General features: G+C 42.3%; 14 protein-coding genes and 2 pseudogenes. 14 read left to right on the top strand and 2 right to left on the bottom strand.

Going from position 1 to position 16495, the window contains the following annotated elements; all coding sequences use genetic code 11:
* The first annotated feature begins 174 nt into the window (after positions 1 to 174).
* A complete protein-coding gene (locus tag PGY05_RS00540; protein WP_270475142.1) occupies positions 175 to 2496 on the top strand; it encodes a C40 family peptidase in 2322 nt (773 codons plus the stop codon).
* Between the two features lie 113 nt (positions 2497 to 2609).
* Here PGY05_RS00540 and PGY05_RS00535 read toward each other — a convergent pair whose 3' ends face one another.
* On the bottom strand, positions 2610 to 3491 hold the full coding sequence (locus PGY05_RS00535; protein ID WP_270475141.1) for an AraC family transcriptional regulator: 882 nt from the start codon (positions 3489 to 3491) through the stop codon (positions 2610 to 2612).
* 323 nt (positions 3492 to 3814) lie between these two features.
* On the opposite strand from PGY05_RS00535, the gene PGY05_RS00530 reads away from it, so the two are divergent.
* The 9 genes and pseudogenes from PGY05_RS00530 to PGY05_RS16625 form a co-directional block, all read left to right on the top strand.
* Positions 3815 to 5419, top strand: a complete 1605-nt coding sequence (locus tag PGY05_RS00530) for an ABC transporter substrate-binding protein (RefSeq protein WP_270475140.1) — start codon at positions 3815 to 3817, stop codon at positions 5417 to 5419.
* Positions 5420 to 5503: 84 nt separating this feature from the next.
* Positions 5504 to 6466 (top strand): ABC transporter permease, encoded by a 963-nt coding sequence (locus tag PGY05_RS00525; RefSeq protein ID WP_044998647.1) that lies wholly within the window; start codon positions 5504 to 5506, stop codon positions 6464 to 6466.
* The gene (locus PGY05_RS00520) at positions 6459 to 7358 is read left to right on the top strand and encodes an ABC transporter permease (protein ID WP_118199185.1); all 900 of its coding nucleotides are present in this window, start codon (positions 6459 to 6461) and stop codon (positions 7356 to 7358) included. The genes PGY05_RS00525 and PGY05_RS00520 overlap by 8 nt, the downstream gene beginning before the upstream one ends.
* 16 nt (positions 7359 to 7374) lie before the next feature.
* A complete protein-coding gene (locus PGY05_RS00515; RefSeq protein ID WP_270475139.1) occupies positions 7375 to 8391 on the top strand; it encodes an ABC transporter ATP-binding protein in 1017 nt (338 codons plus the stop codon).
* The gene (locus PGY05_RS00510) at positions 8388 to 9356 is read left to right on the top strand and encodes an ABC transporter ATP-binding protein (protein WP_173690534.1); all 969 of its coding nucleotides are present in this window, start codon (positions 8388 to 8390) and stop codon (positions 9354 to 9356) included. Before PGY05_RS00515 ends, PGY05_RS00510 begins: the two co-directional genes overlap by 4 nt.
* Before the next feature lie 35 nt (positions 9357 to 9391).
* Positions 9392 to 10606, top strand: a complete 1215-nt coding sequence (locus tag PGY05_RS00505) for a MalY/PatB family protein (RefSeq protein ID WP_211134017.1) — start codon at positions 9392 to 9394, stop codon at positions 10604 to 10606.
* A 29-nt stretch (positions 10607 to 10635) separates the two neighbouring features.
* The gene (locus PGY05_RS00500) at positions 10636 to 11784 is read left to right on the top strand and encodes a double-cubane-cluster-containing anaerobic reductase (RefSeq protein ID WP_055260543.1); all 1149 of its coding nucleotides are present in this window, start codon (positions 10636 to 10638) and stop codon (positions 11782 to 11784) included.
* A 241-nt stretch (positions 11785 to 12025) separates the two neighbouring features.
* On the top strand, positions 12026 to 12418 hold the full coding sequence (locus PGY05_RS00495; protein WP_227084578.1) for a C-GCAxxG-C-C family protein: 393 nt from the start codon (positions 12026 to 12028) through the stop codon (positions 12416 to 12418).
* Between the two features lie 18 nt (positions 12419 to 12436).
* Positions 12437 to 12601: pseudogene (locus PGY05_RS16625) on the top strand (transposase); the annotation flags it as partial.
* A 15-nt stretch (positions 12602 to 12616) separates the two neighbouring features.
* On the opposite strand, the gene PGY05_RS00485 reads toward PGY05_RS16625, so the two are convergent.
* Complete coding sequence (locus PGY05_RS00485; protein ID WP_270475138.1) at positions 12617 to 12979, bottom strand: transposase; 363 nt, start codon at positions 12977 to 12979, stop codon at positions 12617 to 12619.
* Positions 12980 to 13405: 426 nt separating this feature from the next.
* Here PGY05_RS00485 and PGY05_RS00480 point away from each other — a divergent pair.
* From PGY05_RS00480 to PGY05_RS00470, 4 genes and pseudogenes are all read left to right on the top strand, one after another.
* Positions 13406 to 14344: pseudogene (locus PGY05_RS00480) on the top strand (ketopantoate reductase family protein); the annotation flags it as partial.
* A gap of 3 nt (positions 14345 to 14347) precedes the next feature.
* Positions 14348 to 14842 (top strand): peptidylprolyl isomerase, encoded by a 495-nt coding sequence (locus PGY05_RS16760; protein WP_442872490.1) that lies wholly within the window; start codon positions 14348 to 14350, stop codon positions 14840 to 14842.
* A gap of 86 nt (positions 14843 to 14928) precedes the next feature.
* On the top strand, positions 14929 to 15993 hold the full coding sequence (locus PGY05_RS00475) for a P1 family peptidase (protein ID WP_008370519.1): 1065 nt from the start codon (positions 14929 to 14931) through the stop codon (positions 15991 to 15993).
* Positions 15994 to 16102: 109 nt separating this feature from the next.
* Entirely contained in the window at positions 16103 to 16273 is a 171-nt protein-coding gene (locus tag PGY05_RS00470) for a hypothetical protein (protein ID WP_022220354.1), read from the top strand.
* Positions 16274 to 16495: the final 222 nt, after the last annotated feature.

Raw genomic sequence — 16495 nt, 5'->3', positions numbered from 1 at the left:
TTCATTTTACTAAAATATTTTCCGAAAGAAATTACTCTCTGAGTTTGAAAAATTTTATCAGAAATATTTTTAATGAAATATGGACGGTTTTGTCAAAGAGTAGTAAAATAAAAATGTCGCGTTTCGACTAAAAGGACTGCATTTTACAGAATTTGTAAAAAGGAGCAACAGATTTTGAAATATAGAAATATACAGGTAGCAAAAATGACAGGAGTAAAAATTCTAGCAGGATTACTTGTTTTCGGACTTACTTTCAGCGCTCCGGCAACAGCTTGGGCGGCAGATGGCGGTCTTACAGAGGTTACTTCTAATGGATCAGAAAATGGAGAAAAATTACAGGCAAAATCCATTGATGGGCGTGATACACTTACAGAAGTATCAGATCTTGTCCTGGAGATGATTCATAATGAAGAAATCAGATACAATGAAGAGACTGGATATCTGGAAGATACCGGTCTGCGTGATGCAGCGAAAACAGGATGGAAGGTTGATCCGATAACAGGAGATGAAGTAGAAGTAATCCCGGCTAATCCAGATGTGCCGGTTACGCCGGAGCAACCGACAGATCCGGTCAATCCGGATACACCACAGCAGCCTTCAGATGGCAATGTGAACAATGAACAGCAGCCTTCGGAAGACCAGACAGAAGACTCAGAAGAAAACAAAGCGCAGGAGCAGGAAAAAAATGCGCAGGATAGTGAACACAAGATGACCAATGAAGAACTGGTCAAGAGACAGCAGATCGTCAGTCTTCCGGAATACGAAGAAGATTTCCGTTTCTGGACAGTTGCGAGAAAATATGCATTTGCAAAGACAAAGATCAGCATACGTGAGGCAATTCCGGAGGATATCAGTGGAGCCGTTGATACTGATCGGACAGAAAGTGATATTCAGGAAGCAACAGCTGATGCTAAAAAACTGTTTCATAAGGAAACTTCTGTAAAGGCGAAGAAATCAAAGACGAAATCTTCTGCGAAAAAGACGAAAACAGCAAAGAAAGTACAGCTTAATACATTTTCTGCCGAGACATTAAAAAACACAGCAGACACTTCGGGAAAGAAGTCATCCTTAAACTCAGATACTGCTACAGCATTGCAGGATGATACTTTAAATGCATCCCCAGCATCCCGGCAGTTGACCGAAAAGGTGCGTTCTGTCGGAGAAATTTCACAGGATGGACTTTTCTACATTCTGAAAGAAGAAAAGAATGGATGGCTGTATGTAGAATCCGGAAAGGTCAGAGGATTTGTAAAAGAATCCGAGCTTTATATCGGAGATGCCGCACAGGTACTGCTGAGTGGATACCAGAAGCAGGCAAAAAAGGCTGCAAAAAAAGCCAAGATTGCATACACTGGAATCGAAGGAACAGCATCCCTTGCAAAAGAAACGGTTCCGGCAAATGAAAATCAGGCATTTACCCATGTACGTGCAACCGTAAATCAGACACTGGCTACGAAAAAATATGCACTGGCAGATGCATCAAAGTCGGATGGAACTGTAGCAATCCAGGAAGAGGCAAATGGACAGTCACGTGTGATCGGAACCATGTCCCAGGGTAATCTGTGTTATATCCTTGCGGATGCAGAGAAAGACTGGATCTATGTGGAGTCCGGGGATGTCCGAGGGTTTGTATCTAAAGAGGCTGTTCAGACTGGGGATGAAGTAAAAGCGCAGGTAGAAGCAGCAGGCGAAGGTGCTTACCAGACAGCTACAGAACTGATCGCACCGGAAGATAACCGGGCACTTTATTATAGCTATGCTTCTGTAAAGCCGGGAACACCGGGGAATGCGATCCGCCAGGCAATGCTGGATTTTGCCGCACAGTTCATTGGCAATCCTTATGTATGGGGCGGTACAAGCCTGACAGAAGGGGCGGACTGCTCCGGATTTGTACAGCAGATTTATAAGACTTTTGGCTATAATCTGCCAAGAGTAGCCGAAGATCAGAGCCAGTATGGAACCAAGATTCCGGTTGAAGACGCACAGCCGGGGGATTTGATTTTCTATGCAAAAGATGGTTATGTCCATCATGTTGTGATGTATGCAGGAGACGGAAAGACCATCGAAGCTGCAAATGAAGACCAGGGAATCATTTCCGGAACGGTATATATTCCGGAAGCTGTCTGGGCAACCAGAATCCTGGAAGAAAATTATAATCTGGAAGGCACGGATGTGAACGAACAGAACGCTACAGCCGAACAGTATGGAGACAGTATTGGAGAGTATACCATTGATTATTATTGTTCCTGCGAGACTTGCCGTGCGAAGGCAAGCAAAGTCAAAGCAACCGGAACTCCGGTTGTTGAAGGGCAGACCATTGCGGTTGACCCGGATGAGATTCCGTATGGAACAAAGGTGATCATTGACGGACATGTATTTACTGCTGAAGATTACGATACTTCCGGCAAAGAAAAACATATCAGTATCTATGTCAATGAGCATGAGACTGCACAGAAGCTGAATGAGAAGAAGGCAGAAGTACATCTGGTGAAATAAAGACAATCAAAAAAAGAAATATTAAACAAGAAAAACTTCGGATCACTGGCGAAAATCCAGAATATCCGAAGTTTTTTGCATGTCTACACTATTCAGACAAGTCATTCTCCCGGCTAATGTTTGATCTTTTTCAGTTTTTCATTGTCTGCCTGACATTCGGTCGGGGAAATATGATACATTTTCTTAAAAGCACGAAAAAATGAAGAATAGTCTCCAAAACCGGACTGGACAGCAACCGTTTTAAGCGGAACATCCTGCCGGATCAGCGAGACCGCAAGTGCCAGCCGTTTCTTTAAAATATACTGATGACAGGTCGTATTCAGTTGTTTCTGAAAAAATTTGTTCAGACTGCTCTTGCTCATGTGGAAAGTACGCGCCAGATCCTCCACACCGATTTCTTTCAGAAAATGCTGATCCAGATAGCGGACGATCTGATTGGTCTGATCGGATTCGATCTCAATAAATTCGTTGGAATATTTCAGGGCATAGTTAATGACTTTTACCAGAAGACAGGTGGATGCACCACAGGCATAGGTTTCAGAAAGCTCCCCATAAGAAGCATATTCCCGGTAAAAGGTTTCAAATTCTTCCTCAAAATTACACAGCTTATTGGTAGTATGAAGAAGATGAGGTGTGTCAATATTGAAAACAGATTCCTTAAGGGCCGGAAGCTGGCTTTTCAGATTGGAAATATATGATTTTTCCAGCCATACAGTGATAAAATCATAATAGTTTGCAACGAGATCACTGGAAGTAAAGTAGTGTGGAATATCCGGTGGAATAACCAGAATATCGCCATTTGTAATAAAATGCCGTTTCCGGCCGATGCGGAACAGAAAATCTCCGCTTTTACAAAAGCTGATCTCATAAAATCCGCTTTTGATCATGGAAAGATCTTCCATCAGATATCCTTTGTGGTGCGTGCATTTTACATGGCGCAGCTGGCATTTGCCGGACAGCTGCATTTCAGGGCTTTGCTCATATAATTTTTTCATTTATAAACCTTTCATGTTGAATAAAATTTAACAAATCTTTTGTAATCATTATACAATACACATTGCAAAAAAGGTAAAAGAAATTGTAAAAAAGTTATATTTTTTACTATAGATAAAAGCAATAAATTGTTAAAAGATACAAAAATAACGGGAAATCAGCGTTTTCTGGAATTATTGATAAACGATATCAATAAGTACAAAAATTGATAGAAAAAAGCAATTTGCAAAGAAAAAAACATTTTGGTAGTATTTTTGAAGAGTTGTTAACGAGGGGATACACAGACAGAACAACTTAAGGAAAATACAATGGAGGAAAAAGGAAAATGAAAAGAAGAGCACTCGCATTATTGTGTGCAGGAATTTTAGCAGTCGGTATGCTTGCCGGATGTGGTGGAAGTTCTGACAAGAAAGACAGCAGCGCAAAGACAGAAGACACGAAGAAAGAGGCAAAAAGTGATGGGACTTTTACAGTTGCATTGAATTATATGCCAACATCTCTGGAGCCAAGTACAGCCAGTGATGACCAGACCTCTCTGGTTCGTCCGATCTTTGAACCATTATTTGTAGAAACAAAGGATGGAATCGAATATTATCTGGCAGATAAGCTTGATATTTCAGAAGATGCCAAAACATACACCATTCATCTGAATGAGAAAGCAAACTGGAGCGATGGCGAACCGGTTACTGTAGATGATATCTTATTTACAATGAATTATGCCGGAAGAAATTCTGGTGGAAAATCTTCTTATAATACAATCAATAAACAGGAAGTTGTATTTAACAAAAAAGATGATAAGACACTGGAAATTGTCCTTCCTGAACCATATGCAACTTATACAGCAGCAATTGGCAGAATGATGATTTATCCGTCACACGCATTTGACAATGATTATACAAAAGTAGAAGGAAGCGGATACTTTAATTCCACAGATATGGCTACTTCCGGAGCTTACACGGTAGCAGAGATCAATGATGACAGTATCGTATATACTGCACGTGATGATTATTACAGAGAAACACCGAGCGTTAAGAAAGTTGTTATGAAGACGATCGGTTCCGGAAGCACCAAACAGGTTGCATTTGAAAACGGAGAAATCTCTTACATGAGAATTACAACTCCGGAAGAACTGAAAAAATATGAAGGTGACGATAATTACAATATCAGCTCCTTCTCAGAAGCAAGACTGAATTACCTGCAGATCAATCCTTACGGACCTGCAAAAGACAAACTTACAGAAGATGCAAGAAAAGCGATCTTCCTTGCAATCAATGCAGATGAGATCATCGATACCGCATATGGAAGTGACGAACTTGCAACGGTTGCAAACAGTCTTCTGACACCAGATCAGTCTCTTTACAACAAAGACTGCAAAGGTTACGAGCAGGATCTTGAAGAAGCAAAGAAACTTGCCAAATCTTCAGGAATCGAAGGAACAACTCTGAAATATGTTTACAATGCAGACCGTCCGAACATGGAAGAAGTTGCAACAGTTCTTCAGCAGCAGCTCGCAGAAATCGGCGTAACGCTTGATGTAGAAGGTCTGGATTCCAACGCATTCTTCCAGAGATTCTTCGCAATTATGTTCCAGTCAGGGGAAGAAGATCAGTGGGATCTTGGTACAAATGGATGGGATTCTGAGCGTGGAAGCAGTCTTGGACAGGCTTACAGCTACATCAACAGCAGCTCCAAAGCATGGGGATTCAGTGATGAAGCCGGACAGCTTGCAGCAAAGGTAAACGCAGCAGCAGACAAAGAAGAAGCAAAGCAGCTTGCAAATGATCTGCAGGATCTGACTTTATCAGAATACTGGGAATACCCACTTACTTACACCAATTATGTGATGGTATCTCAGAAAAATGTAACAGGGCTGGATGCAGTACCGGTTGTTCCGGAATTCGTTGATTACCTGAAGATCAAAGTAGACTAATTATATCGTATTTTAGCAGACGAAGAGGGGCTGAAGCACAAGATGACCTTTGTGCCGGTCCCTCTTTTAAAGGAGAAAAGAAATATGGCAAAATATTTCGTAAAGAAAGGGATTCAGCTGATTATTGTCACGATTTTGATTTCTTTTTTCTCATTTGCCGTGATCTATGCAGCACCGGGAGATATTTCCGGTATGTATTTGAATGAACAGATGTCAGATGAGGAAAAAGAAGCAATCAGAGAGAATCTCGGACTTAACAAAAGTATGCCGGAGCAGTATTGGGGATGGGCAAAAGAAGTGCTGAAAGGAGATTTCGGAATTTCTCTTGCAAACCATACTTCCGTATCTGAGCAGATCATCAAGCGTCTTCCGGCAACCCTGCAGCTGATGGGAGCCGCATTGGTTCTTTCTGTGCTTCTGGCAATCCCACTCGGACTCTGGTCGGGATACCGCAAGAATACCTGGATTGATAATATCATCAGTGGACTTTCCTATATTGGTATGTCGATTCCGTCTTTCTGGCTTGGAATGGTGCTGATTATTGTGTTTGCAGCAAAGCTTCATATTCTTCCGTCATCGGGGATGCATTCAGTGGGAAATGAATCGTTCCTGGATACGGTGAAGCATATGATCATGCCATGTATCACCCTGAGCCTTTCCAACCTGGCAGTCTTTATCCGCTATATCCGTTCTAATACGATCGGACAGCTTGGAGAAGAATACGTTCTTGCAGCAAAAGCAAAAGGAACGACAGGTGGAAAACTTTTAAAAAGACATATTTTGAAAAATACACTGCTTCCGATCATCACATTGCTTGGAATGAATCTGGCATCCATAGTCTGTGGATCGTTTATCATTGAAAGTGTTTTTGGATGGCCGGGAATAGGTACCCTTGCAATGACTGCGATCGGTGTCCGTGATTATCCGGTGATTATGGCATACGTCATGTTGTCCGGAATTATTCTGGTTGTCGGTAACTTTATTGCAGATATTCTGTATGCATTTGCAGATCCGAGAATCAAGAGGGAGGATATGGCAAATGACTGATACTAGATTTAAACGAATTGAAAAAAAGAAAACCCAGGAGTTGATTTCATATGATCACAGTGTGTGGAAAGATATCAAAAAAGAGCTTTTTTCCAATAAGATTGCACTGGTGAGTATCATCATTCTCCTGATCATTATCATAGCTTCCATTCTGGCACCGCTTAGTCCATATGATCCGAATAAGATCAATGTTGCTGAAAAACTGCAGGGAATCTCTGCAAAGCATATTTTCGGGACAGATGAATACGGAAGAGACTATTTTACCAGAGCACTTTACGGAGGACGTATTTCTCTTACGGTTGGTTTTTGTTCGATGATCATGACTGTAATCCTCGGAACGGCAATCGGTATTACTTCTGGATATTTTGGTGGAAAAGTGGATATGTTCCTGATGCGCTTCACCGATATTTTCCTGGCACTTCCGAGTATGCTTCTGATGGTTGTACTGAATACGATCTTGCGTCCGGGCCTGTTTACTCTGATCGCGGTACTCAGTCTTTTTTCCTGGGCACAGGTGGCGAGAATTACAAGGGCGGAAACCATGTCTGTCAAAGAAAGAGATTATGTGACCGCCGCAAGGAATCTGGGAGCCGGAAGTTTCCGGATTGCAGTGGAACATATTGTACCGAATATTATGGGACCGGTCATCGTAGCGGCAAGCCTTGGAATTGCCAATGCGATTCTGATGGAGTCGTCCTTAAGTTTCCTTGGACTTGGAGTACAGATTCCAAGAGCTTCCTGGGGAAGTATGCTGCAGAGTGCGCAGGGACATATTCTGGATGCACCGAGACTTGCGGTATTTCCGGGAGTTCTGATTCTGTGTACAGTACTGAGTTTCAATTTACTTGGTGATGTCCTTAGAACCGCACTGGAACCAAAGATTGTAAAGTAAGCCTGGAGGATAGAAGATGGAAAAATTATTGGAAGTAGAGAATTTATCTGTATCCTATTTTACATATGCAGGCGAAGTACAGTCTGTAAGAGGAATTTCATTTGATGTAAAAAAAGGAAAGACAACTGCATTGGTAGGTGAATCAGGATGTGGAAAATCCGTAACTGCCAAATCCCTGATGGGACTGATCGAGAAACCGGGAAAGGTAAAGCCGGAAAGTAAGATCATTTACCAGGGAAAAGAGCTTACCGGGTATACGGAAAAAGAGTGGAATACCTTCCGTGGAAAAGAATGCTCGATGGTTTTCCAGGATGCACTGGTATCCTTAAATCCGACGATGAAGGTTGGAAAGCAGATTGCAGAAAATCTGAAGAATCACGAGAGTAGTCTTTCGAAGGAAGAAATTTATCAGAAATCGTTGGAAATGCTGAAGCAGACCGGGGTTCCGGATCCGGAAGGGTGTATGAACAAATATCCCCATGAGTTATCCGGTGGAATGCGTCAGAGAGTGATGATTGCCTGCGCTATGGTGACACATCCGCAGCTTTTGATCGCAGACGAGCCGACAACAGCACTGGATGTGACAATACAGGCACAGATCATTGCGCTGATGGAAGAGTTGCAGGAAAAGCTTGGTATGTCCATCATTATTATCACACATGATCTTGGAGTGGTTGCAGATATGGCTGATGAGATCATCGTCATGTATGCCGGAGAAATCGTGGAAAGAGGAACGGCAAAGGATATCTTTTATCACCAGCAGCACCCGTATACATGGGCACTTCTCCAGTCCGTTCCGCGGATCGATGATGAAGACAAAACAATTTTAAATACCATTGAGGGAAATATACCGGATATGATCTACCCGCCAAAAGGCTGCAGTTTTTGCACGCGCTGTCCATATGCAATGAAAATCTGTGAAGAAGAAAAACCGAAAGTTACGCACATTACGGATGAGCACAGCGTTGCGTGCTGGCTGATGGATCCACGTGCTGACAGAAGCGGTGTTCCGTTCGGGAGGACAGACGCATGATAGAAAAAGAAGTTGTATTAGAAGTAAAAAATCTGAAAAAATATTTTCCGGCAAGTCATAAACGTGTTTTAAAGGCAGTTGATGACGTGTCTTTTACGATTCATAAAGGAGAAACTTTCGGAATCGTAGGAGAATCAGGATGTGGAAAGACGACTTGCGGGAAAACCTGTACCGGAATCCTTACGAAGACAGACGGACAGGTGTTGTATCAGGGAAAAGATGTGCATCAGATGAGTAAAGCAGAGAGAAATGCATTTACACAGAAGGTGCAGACCATTTTCCAGGATCCGTATGCTTCGCTGGATCCACACCAGAAAGTGTATCAGATCGTAAGTGAAGGGATGCGGATCCATCATCTGACAAAAAGTAAAGAAGAAGAGCAGAAACGGGTGATGGAACTTCTAGAGATGGTTGGCTTAAATGCCGAGCATGCTACCAGAAATGTCCATGAATTTTCCGGTGGACAGCGCCAGAGAATCGGAATTGCAAGGGCACTTGCAGTTAACCCGGAATTTCTGTTCTGTGATGAACCGATTTCAGCACTTGACGTATCTATCCAGGCGCAGATCATGAACCTCCTGATGACCTTGCAGAAAGAACGGCATCTGACGATGCTGTTTATCGCCCATGACCTTGCCATGGTAAAGCATATTTCCGATAATATCGGAGTGATGTATCTTGGAAAGCTGGTGGAAATTTCACCGGCTGCGGAATTATATGAAAAGCCGTATCATCCGTACACGCAGGCACTTCTGGAGTCAATTCCGATCGCCGATCCGGATCTGGCAAAAAGCCGGGGACGTCATTTTCTCACCGGAGATGTGCCAAGCCCGATCGATCCACCAAAAGGCTGCCGTTTCTGCGGAAGATGTAGCAAATGCATGGATATCTGCCTGGAAGTCCGTCCGGAATTAAAAGAAGTATCCAAAGGTCACCAGGTGGCATGTCACCTGTATGATGACTAAAAGAAAAAAATGTATGTAACAGAGGAGAAAGAAAAATGAAGTACGATTTTACAAGTATTATTGACCGTAAAGGAAAAGATGCCCTTGCAGTGGATATCCTTCCAAATATGCTTGGGCCGGGGAAAAAAGTAGAAGTAAGAGAAGGGCTGGATTACATTCCGATGTGGGTTGCGGACATGAATTTTCCGGCACTCCCGAAGATCACCGAAGCGATCATTGAAAGAGCGAAACATCCGACCTATGGATATTTTATTACCAGAGATGAGTATTACAACAGCATCATCAAGTGGCATGAAGAACGGAATCATGTGACCGGACTGAAAAAAGAACATATCGGTTATGAGAATGGAGTTTTAGGCGGCGTGGCAAGTGCACTTCACGCGGTCTGCTCACAGGGTGATAATGTCCTTGTCCATGCACCGACTTACATAGGATTTACCGGCACACTGAATAATAATGGCTACCATATCATCCACAGTCCGCTGAAAAAGGACGAAGAAGGCATCTGGCGGATGGACTTTGAGGATATGGAAGAGAAGATCGTGAAAAACAAGATCCATGCAGCCATTTTCTGTTCACCGCACAATCCGACCGGTCGTGTATGGGAGCGCTGGGAAATCGAGAAAGCAATGGAAATCTATAAAAAATACGATGTGACTGTCATTTCCGATGAAATCTGGTCCGATATTATTTTATATGGAAACGAGCATATTCCAACCCAGTCTGTATCTGAAGATGCAAGAAACAGAACGATTGCTTTATACGCACCGTCAAAGACCTTCAACCTTGCCGGACTGATCGGAAGCTATCATATTATATACAACAAACGCCTGAAAGACAGAGTTTTAAAAGAGTCCTCCCTCTGCCATTACAATTCGATGAATGTGCTGTCCATGCATGCACTGATGGGTGCGTATACACCGGAAGGACAGGAATGGGTAGGCGAGCTTCGAGAAGTGATCGGGGAAAATGTCGCTTATGCATGTGATTATATCGACAAACATTTTGAAGGCGTTTCCGTAACCAGACCGCAGGGAACCTATATGCTGTTTGTTAACTGTGAAGAATGGTGCAAGGCACATAATAAAAGCCTGGAAGACGTTCTGAAGATGGGATATGAAGCAGGTGTGTTCTGGCAGAACGGAAAGCCATTCCATGGTGAATGGTATATTCGTATGAACCTTGCACTGCCGACATCCAGAGTGAAAGAAGCATTTGACCGTCTGGATAAATATGTATTCAATGCTTAAAATGCATACAATAAAGGAGGAAAATAAAAATGGAATTAGTAAAAGAGCTGCCGGAGATTTTTGAAGAATTTGCAGAGCAGAGACAGAGATCTTTCCTGGTAATGAAAGAAGTAAAGGACAAAGGAATTCCGGTTGTAGGTGCGTACTGTACCTACTTCCCACAGGAAATCGCAATGGCTATGGGAGCAGTTACCGTAGGACTTTGCTCTACATCCGATGAAACGATCCCGATCGCAGAAAAGGATCTGCCGAAGAATCTATGCCCGATGGTAAAGGCAAGTTACGGTTTTGCCGTATCTGACAAATGTCCATTCTTCTATTTCTCAGACGTGGTAGTCGGAGAGACAACCTGTGATGGAAAGAAAAAGATGTACGAACTGATGAAAGAATTCAAAAATGTCTATATCATGGAACTTCCAAACTCACAGAGAGAAGATTCCCTGGAACTGTGGACAAAAGAGATCATCCGTTTCAAAGAATATCTGGAAAAGACATTTAATGTAGAGATCACAGAAGAAAAAGTGCGCCATGCTGTTCATGTATCCAACCAGGGACGTATTGCACTGAAGAAATTCTACGAAGTTATGAAAAATGATCCGGCTCCGATGAACGGTTCCCAGCTGTTCGGTGTTCTCTATGGAAGCCAGTTCAAATTCGACAAAGAAAAGATGCCGGCAGAAATTGATGCTCTTCGTGAAAAGCTGATGAAAGAATACGAAGAAGGGGAAAAACCAGAGAGAAAGAAACGCATCCTTTTAACCGGATGTCCAAGCAGCGGTGCACCGATGAAGGTTGTAAAAGCCATCGAAGAACACGGTGGAAATGTTGTAGTCTATGAAAACTGTGGAGGTGCAAAATCTGTTGACCGTCTCATCGATGAAGATGCAGAGGACATCTACAAAGCAATTGCAGAGAGATATCTTGCAATCGGATGTTCCGTTATGACACCAGATAACAACCGTATTGAACTGATGGGAAGACTCCTTGAAGAGTATAATATCGAGGGTGTAGTAGAAATGACACTTCAGGCATGTCATACTTACAATATTGAGGCAAAGAGCATTGAGAAATTTGTAAAATCTAAAGGACTTCCGTATATCCATGTAGAGACCGATTATTCTCAGGCAGATATCGGACAGCTGGATACACGAATTGCTGCATTTTTAGAGATGATCTAGGATTCAGAATGTATCAAATTTAAAAGAATGTGTCCCGGTATTCTGAAAAAGTGGATGGGATTCTAACAGATTTATGTTATAATAGGAATTAACAGGCAGGGAACAGGCATCAGTCTGTTCCCTGTGTATATTTACAGGTATATGGAGAATATACCGGAATTTTTTCAGAGAGCAGCTAAGACTGAGACGAAGCCTTTGAAAAAATTTTACCAGATTGAATAAAATAAGAGAGGTACTGAATATGACAATCGAAGAACGCGCAGCAAAAGCTGCAGATTTAAAAACTGCCGGAGCATGCAACTGTTCCCAGGCAGTGGTAAAAGTATTTGAAGATAAGCTTTCATTGGACGATGAGACACTGATGAAATTAACCGCAGGCTATGCAGCTGGAATGGGATGTCTGGAAGCAACCTGCGGGGCACTCATAGGAGCTGTGATGACCGCCGGAGTCCTGACAGACGGAGCCGGAACGCCTCGTTATTCCAAAGAAATCCTTGCAAAGTTTCAGCAAAAATGCGGAGCAACGATCTGTAGGGAGTTGAAGGGCGTCGGCACAGGAAAGGTACTCTGTGAATGTCCGGAATGCGTAAGAAATGCGGTGCTTGCACTAGGAGAAGTAATGGGGATTGAATAAAAGGATAGGGATTTCTCCGCCAAATTCAAATCAGAATTAGTGATTGAACTGCTCAAAGGAGAAAAAGACTTAAATACAATCGCAACCGAAAACAATATTCAGCCGAATCTTCTCCGAAACTGGAAGAAGGAGTTCCTCGATAAAGCATCCGTAGTTTTTGATGACACACGAGAGGATAATCTGAAAGAAAAACTCGCTTTAGAGCGCAAGGAAAAAGCTGAATATGCGAAAAAAGTTGGTCTGCTCACCAAGAGGTGGTTTATTATTTTGCGACAGAAAAAGAGAATCAAAAAATATCAGAAAGGGCGTGTGAAAAAACGAGAGTTTTTTCATGCGTCCTTCTCTACAAATATAAATGGCGATTGTAAAGTTCACCTGTTTTGTTTTATCATTGTTTTTCATTTGTTTTATTACATGTGTTGTTATTAATTCACAATAGTTATACAAAAGTAATCGCGCATATATTTCTTGTTTAATAAAATCTGGTTTTCGTGCATGGAAACTTGTTAATCCTATGGCATATTTTAATTCTCTGAATGAAGTTTCTATTCCCCATCTCAAATAAAAGTTTTGAAATCAATTTTCCGTTTTCGAGAGAAATCGACATTGGGGTTTCGAAGAAATAAACATGGATTGTTAGCTAATTCCGAAATATGATTCTTTAGAGAATCTGAAACTTGATTAATATAATTGCTCATATTCGTTACCTCCTTGCAATCAAGATGTTCTTAATTACAAAGGCCCTAGCATCATTTCTGATGCTAAGATCTTGATTGGTCATCTTAACTTAATGACATTGCCTTGTGGAGTCTCTTTTTTTTCTGCAAAAACATGAAGATATTTGTTCCTGTTATAATAAAAAATCTTTGTTGTAAAGATTGGAGTCGCAAGTTAATATATGATACATATGGCGGAATGAAGAGATCTATTTTCTGTAAAAAAGTATAATGAGAATATGAGTATCCGTAAAACGAAAGGAGATAGAAGATGAAGATAAAATCAGTTGCAGTTTTAGGTGCAGGGGCGGTAGGCTCCTATGTGATCTGGGGACTTTCACAGAAACCGGAAGTCCGGCTTGGCGTGATTGCCGAGGGAGAAAGAGCGGATCGTCTAAGGAAAAATGGATGTGCGAATAATGGCAGGATTTACCATCCGGAGGTGTGGTCACCAGAAGAAGCACATAATGTGGATCTGCTGGTGGTTGCTTTGAAATACGGTTCACTGGAAGGTACATTGAAGAGTATACAAAAAACAACGGGTGGACATACAGTGGTCATGAGCCTGATGAATGGAGTCGACAGTGAAGAAATAATCGGAAGAACAGTGGGCACGGAGCATGTCTTACCGGCACTGATCAAAGTGGCTTCACACAAAGAGGATGATGGTTATCATTTTGATCCGCCGACCACACTGGAAATTATTTTTGGAGAGCCATCTGCACCGTTTGACAGTGAGCGTGTGAGAGCGGTGGAAGCGTTGTTTACAGATACTGGGATTCATTTCCGGTCGACCGAGTACATTCAGGAGGAGATATGGTGTAAATTTCGCCTGAATGTATACAACAATCTGCCGCAGGCAATTCTGGGGACAAGCGTTGGATGTTACCGCGACAGTGTCCACATAAAAGCAATCAGTGATGGATTAAAGAGAGAACTGGAAATGGTAGCGAAGGCAAAAGGAATCGATATGAGTAAAACAGGAAGTTCATCCGGACGCGAAAGCGTAGTTCCTCCGACAGCCAGATATTCTACCTTACAGGATCTGGATGCCGGACGTCATACGGAAATCGATATGTTCTCCGGTGCGCTTGTGCGGATGGGAAAGGAGCTTGGAATCCCTATGCCGTACAATGAATATACTTATCATATGATCAAAGCGCTGGAAGAGAAAAATGATGGTAAATTCAATTATACCGGGAATCAAAAACCAATCATCGAAATAACTGTAAATGAGAATGCTGTGATACACTTTGAACTCTGGCCGGAAATCGCACCGATTGCCTGCGGAAGTGTTATGCAGCTCGCAGAGAAGAAAATATTTGACAGAAGAGCCATTGAACGTCTGGAACCGGGATTTGTCCTCCAGCCACTGTTTTTTGATGGTGTTGATCCACAGATCGATATCATGGTCGAACCGGAATTTAAAACCAATCCTGAAAATGCCAAAATTGTTTTTGAACGGGGGATTGTTGCCATGGCAGGAGATCCAGAGAACAGTTCTGGCAGCCAGTACTATATCACTCTTGCTGCTTCTGAGAGATTGAATGGTAATTTCACTGTAATCGGAAAAGTGATCGATGGCTGGGATGAGATTGAACGACTGGAACATGTAGAAGTAGAAGAAGCCATTGAACCGCAGTCAGGATTTGTCTATCACAGACCGGTAAAAACCGAGATGATCACGAAAGTCAGTCGCATAAAATAAAAAATAAATCCTTCAATAACGGAGATGTGTTATACTATAACCAGCATGTATTGAAAAATACAACATAATCCAAGGAGGAAACCAAAATGGGGAAAAAACGGATTCGGGACTTTGGGATTGTACCCGGAAGAGTAAAAACAGGAGAAAGGAATGCGATTACGGACGTGCCAGGTGTACGGGTAGGGCATTGTACGGTGAAGACAGAAGAAAATCATACCGGTGTAACCGTGATCGTTCCTGGACCGGACAATGCATTTGCCAAGCACTATACGGCAGCTGCATACATTCATAATGGATTTGGAAAAAGTGCTGGCGTGGTGCAGGTAGAGGAACTGGGGACCCTCGAGACACCCATTGCTCTTACCAATACCTTAAATGTCGGAAAGGTTTTGGATGCAATGGTTGATGTCGTGATCGAACAGAGCCGTAAGGACGGAATTGAGCCACAGAGTATCAATCCGGTTGTTGGCGAGTGCAATGACTGCCGGATCAATCATATCCAGAAACGGGCGATTGGCGAAAAGGAAGTGCGTGAGGCTTTTGCGGCAGCATCAGAAGAATTCGAAGAAGGTGATGTAGGTGCTGGTGCCGGTACGACCTGCTATGGCATGAAGGGGGGAATCGGTTCTGCATCCCGCGTGATCACGATTGGTGAAAAAGAATACACCATTGGTGTTCTGGTTCAGTCAAACTTTGGTGCAACGGAAGATTTTGTACTGAACGGAGAAGCTGTTGGTCCGAAGATTCTGGAATGGAAGCAGGAAAAGAGTGATATGGCTGCATCTGAAGAAGATAAAGGTTCTATTATGAGTATTCTGGCTACAGACCTTCCAGTGACAAGTCGTCAGCTCAAACGGATTCTGAAAAGAACTGGTGTTGGTATCGCACGAACCGGCGGTTACACAGGTCATGGCAGCGGAGAGGTTATGATCGGATTTACGACTGCAAACAGAATCCCATCCGGTTATGAGGAGGAACTTGTGCAAATATCAGCAATTCCGGAAAATATAATCGACCGTGCTTTCCTTGCTGCGGCAGAAGCAGAGCAGGAGGCAATCTTGAATTCCATGACCGCCGCAGAGCAGATACGTGGAATTGCAGGTGAACTGTATTACAGTCTTGCAGAATACCTTGAAGATAGAGAAAGCTAAAGACTGTACAAAAGAATAAGTGTAATATCTAAATCCAAACCTGGTTACAATCCTTGAAAATGACTATCATTTCCCAAAAGCATCTAATCTTGCGGAGGAGGCAAATACGATGTGTAATTTAAGTGAAGGAATTTACGAAAAAGGCATAGAAGAAGGTATAAGCAAAATTGTACAGTCTGGATTACGAAAAGGATTAACTTGTGAATTCATTGCAGATAAATTCGATATTCCGATCGAAACTGTTAAGCAAATTGCAGAAGAAATGCCTTGTACTATGTAACAGTAAAAGAGATTCCCTTGTGGAGCAATGTCATTAAGTTAAGAATTTTGACATAATTATAAAACACATCATATTTGCAATTGTTTGATAAATATGATGTGTTTTTTCTTTTGTCTATTTTGCAGCACAACAAAAAGACAGATTGTTTATCTGTCAAAAAAATAGCATATTCCACATTCGTAAATTATCGGAACGTGATATATAACCACTTGCTAAAATCGA

Source organism: Coprococcus sp. AF51-11b1 (assembly GCF_027682785.1).
In the GTDB taxonomy this organism is placed as follows: Bacteria; Bacillota; Clostridia; order Lachnospirales; family Lachnospiraceae; genus Allocoprococcus; species Allocoprococcus comes.
This window is presented reverse-complemented; position numbering and strand designations above follow the sequence as displayed.

Bases quoted from the DNA above. Each gene is read 5' to 3' on its own strand.
- PGY05_RS00470 (WP_022220354.1), top strand. From the start codon at position 16,103: ATGTGTAATTTAAGTGAAGGAATTTACGAAAAAGGCATAGAAGAAGGT.
- PGY05_RS00475 (WP_008370519.1), top strand. From the start codon at position 14,929: ATGGGGAAAAAACGGATTCGGGACTTTGGGATTGTACCCGGAAGAGTA.
- PGY05_RS00500 (WP_055260543.1), top strand. From the start codon at position 10,636: ATGGAATTAGTAAAAGAGCTGCCGGAGATTTTTGAAGAATTTGCAGAG.
- PGY05_RS00505 (WP_211134017.1), top strand. From the start codon at position 9,392: ATGAAGTACGATTTTACAAGTATTATTGACCGTAAAGGAAAAGATGCC.
- PGY05_RS00530 (WP_270475140.1), top strand. From the start codon at position 3,815: ATGAAAAGAAGAGCACTCGCATTATTGTGTGCAGGAATTTTAGCAGTC.
- PGY05_RS00535 (WP_270475141.1), bottom strand. From the start codon at position 3,491: ATGAAAAAATTATATGAGCAAAGCCCTGAAATGCAGCTGTCCGGCAAA.
- PGY05_RS00515 (WP_270475139.1), top strand. From the start codon at position 7,375: ATGGAAAAATTATTGGAAGTAGAGAATTTATCTGTATCCTATTTTACA.
- PGY05_RS00525 (WP_044998647.1), top strand. From the start codon at position 5,504: ATGGCAAAATATTTCGTAAAGAAAGGGATTCAGCTGATTATTGTCACG.
- PGY05_RS00495 (WP_227084578.1), top strand. From the start codon at position 12,026: ATGACAATCGAAGAACGCGCAGCAAAAGCTGCAGATTTAAAAACTGCC.
- PGY05_RS00520 (WP_118199185.1), top strand. From the start codon at position 6,459: ATGACTGATACTAGATTTAAACGAATTGAAAAAAAGAAAACCCAGGAG.
- PGY05_RS00510 (WP_173690534.1), top strand. From the start codon at position 8,388: ATGATAGAAAAAGAAGTTGTATTAGAAGTAAAAAATCTGAAAAAATAT.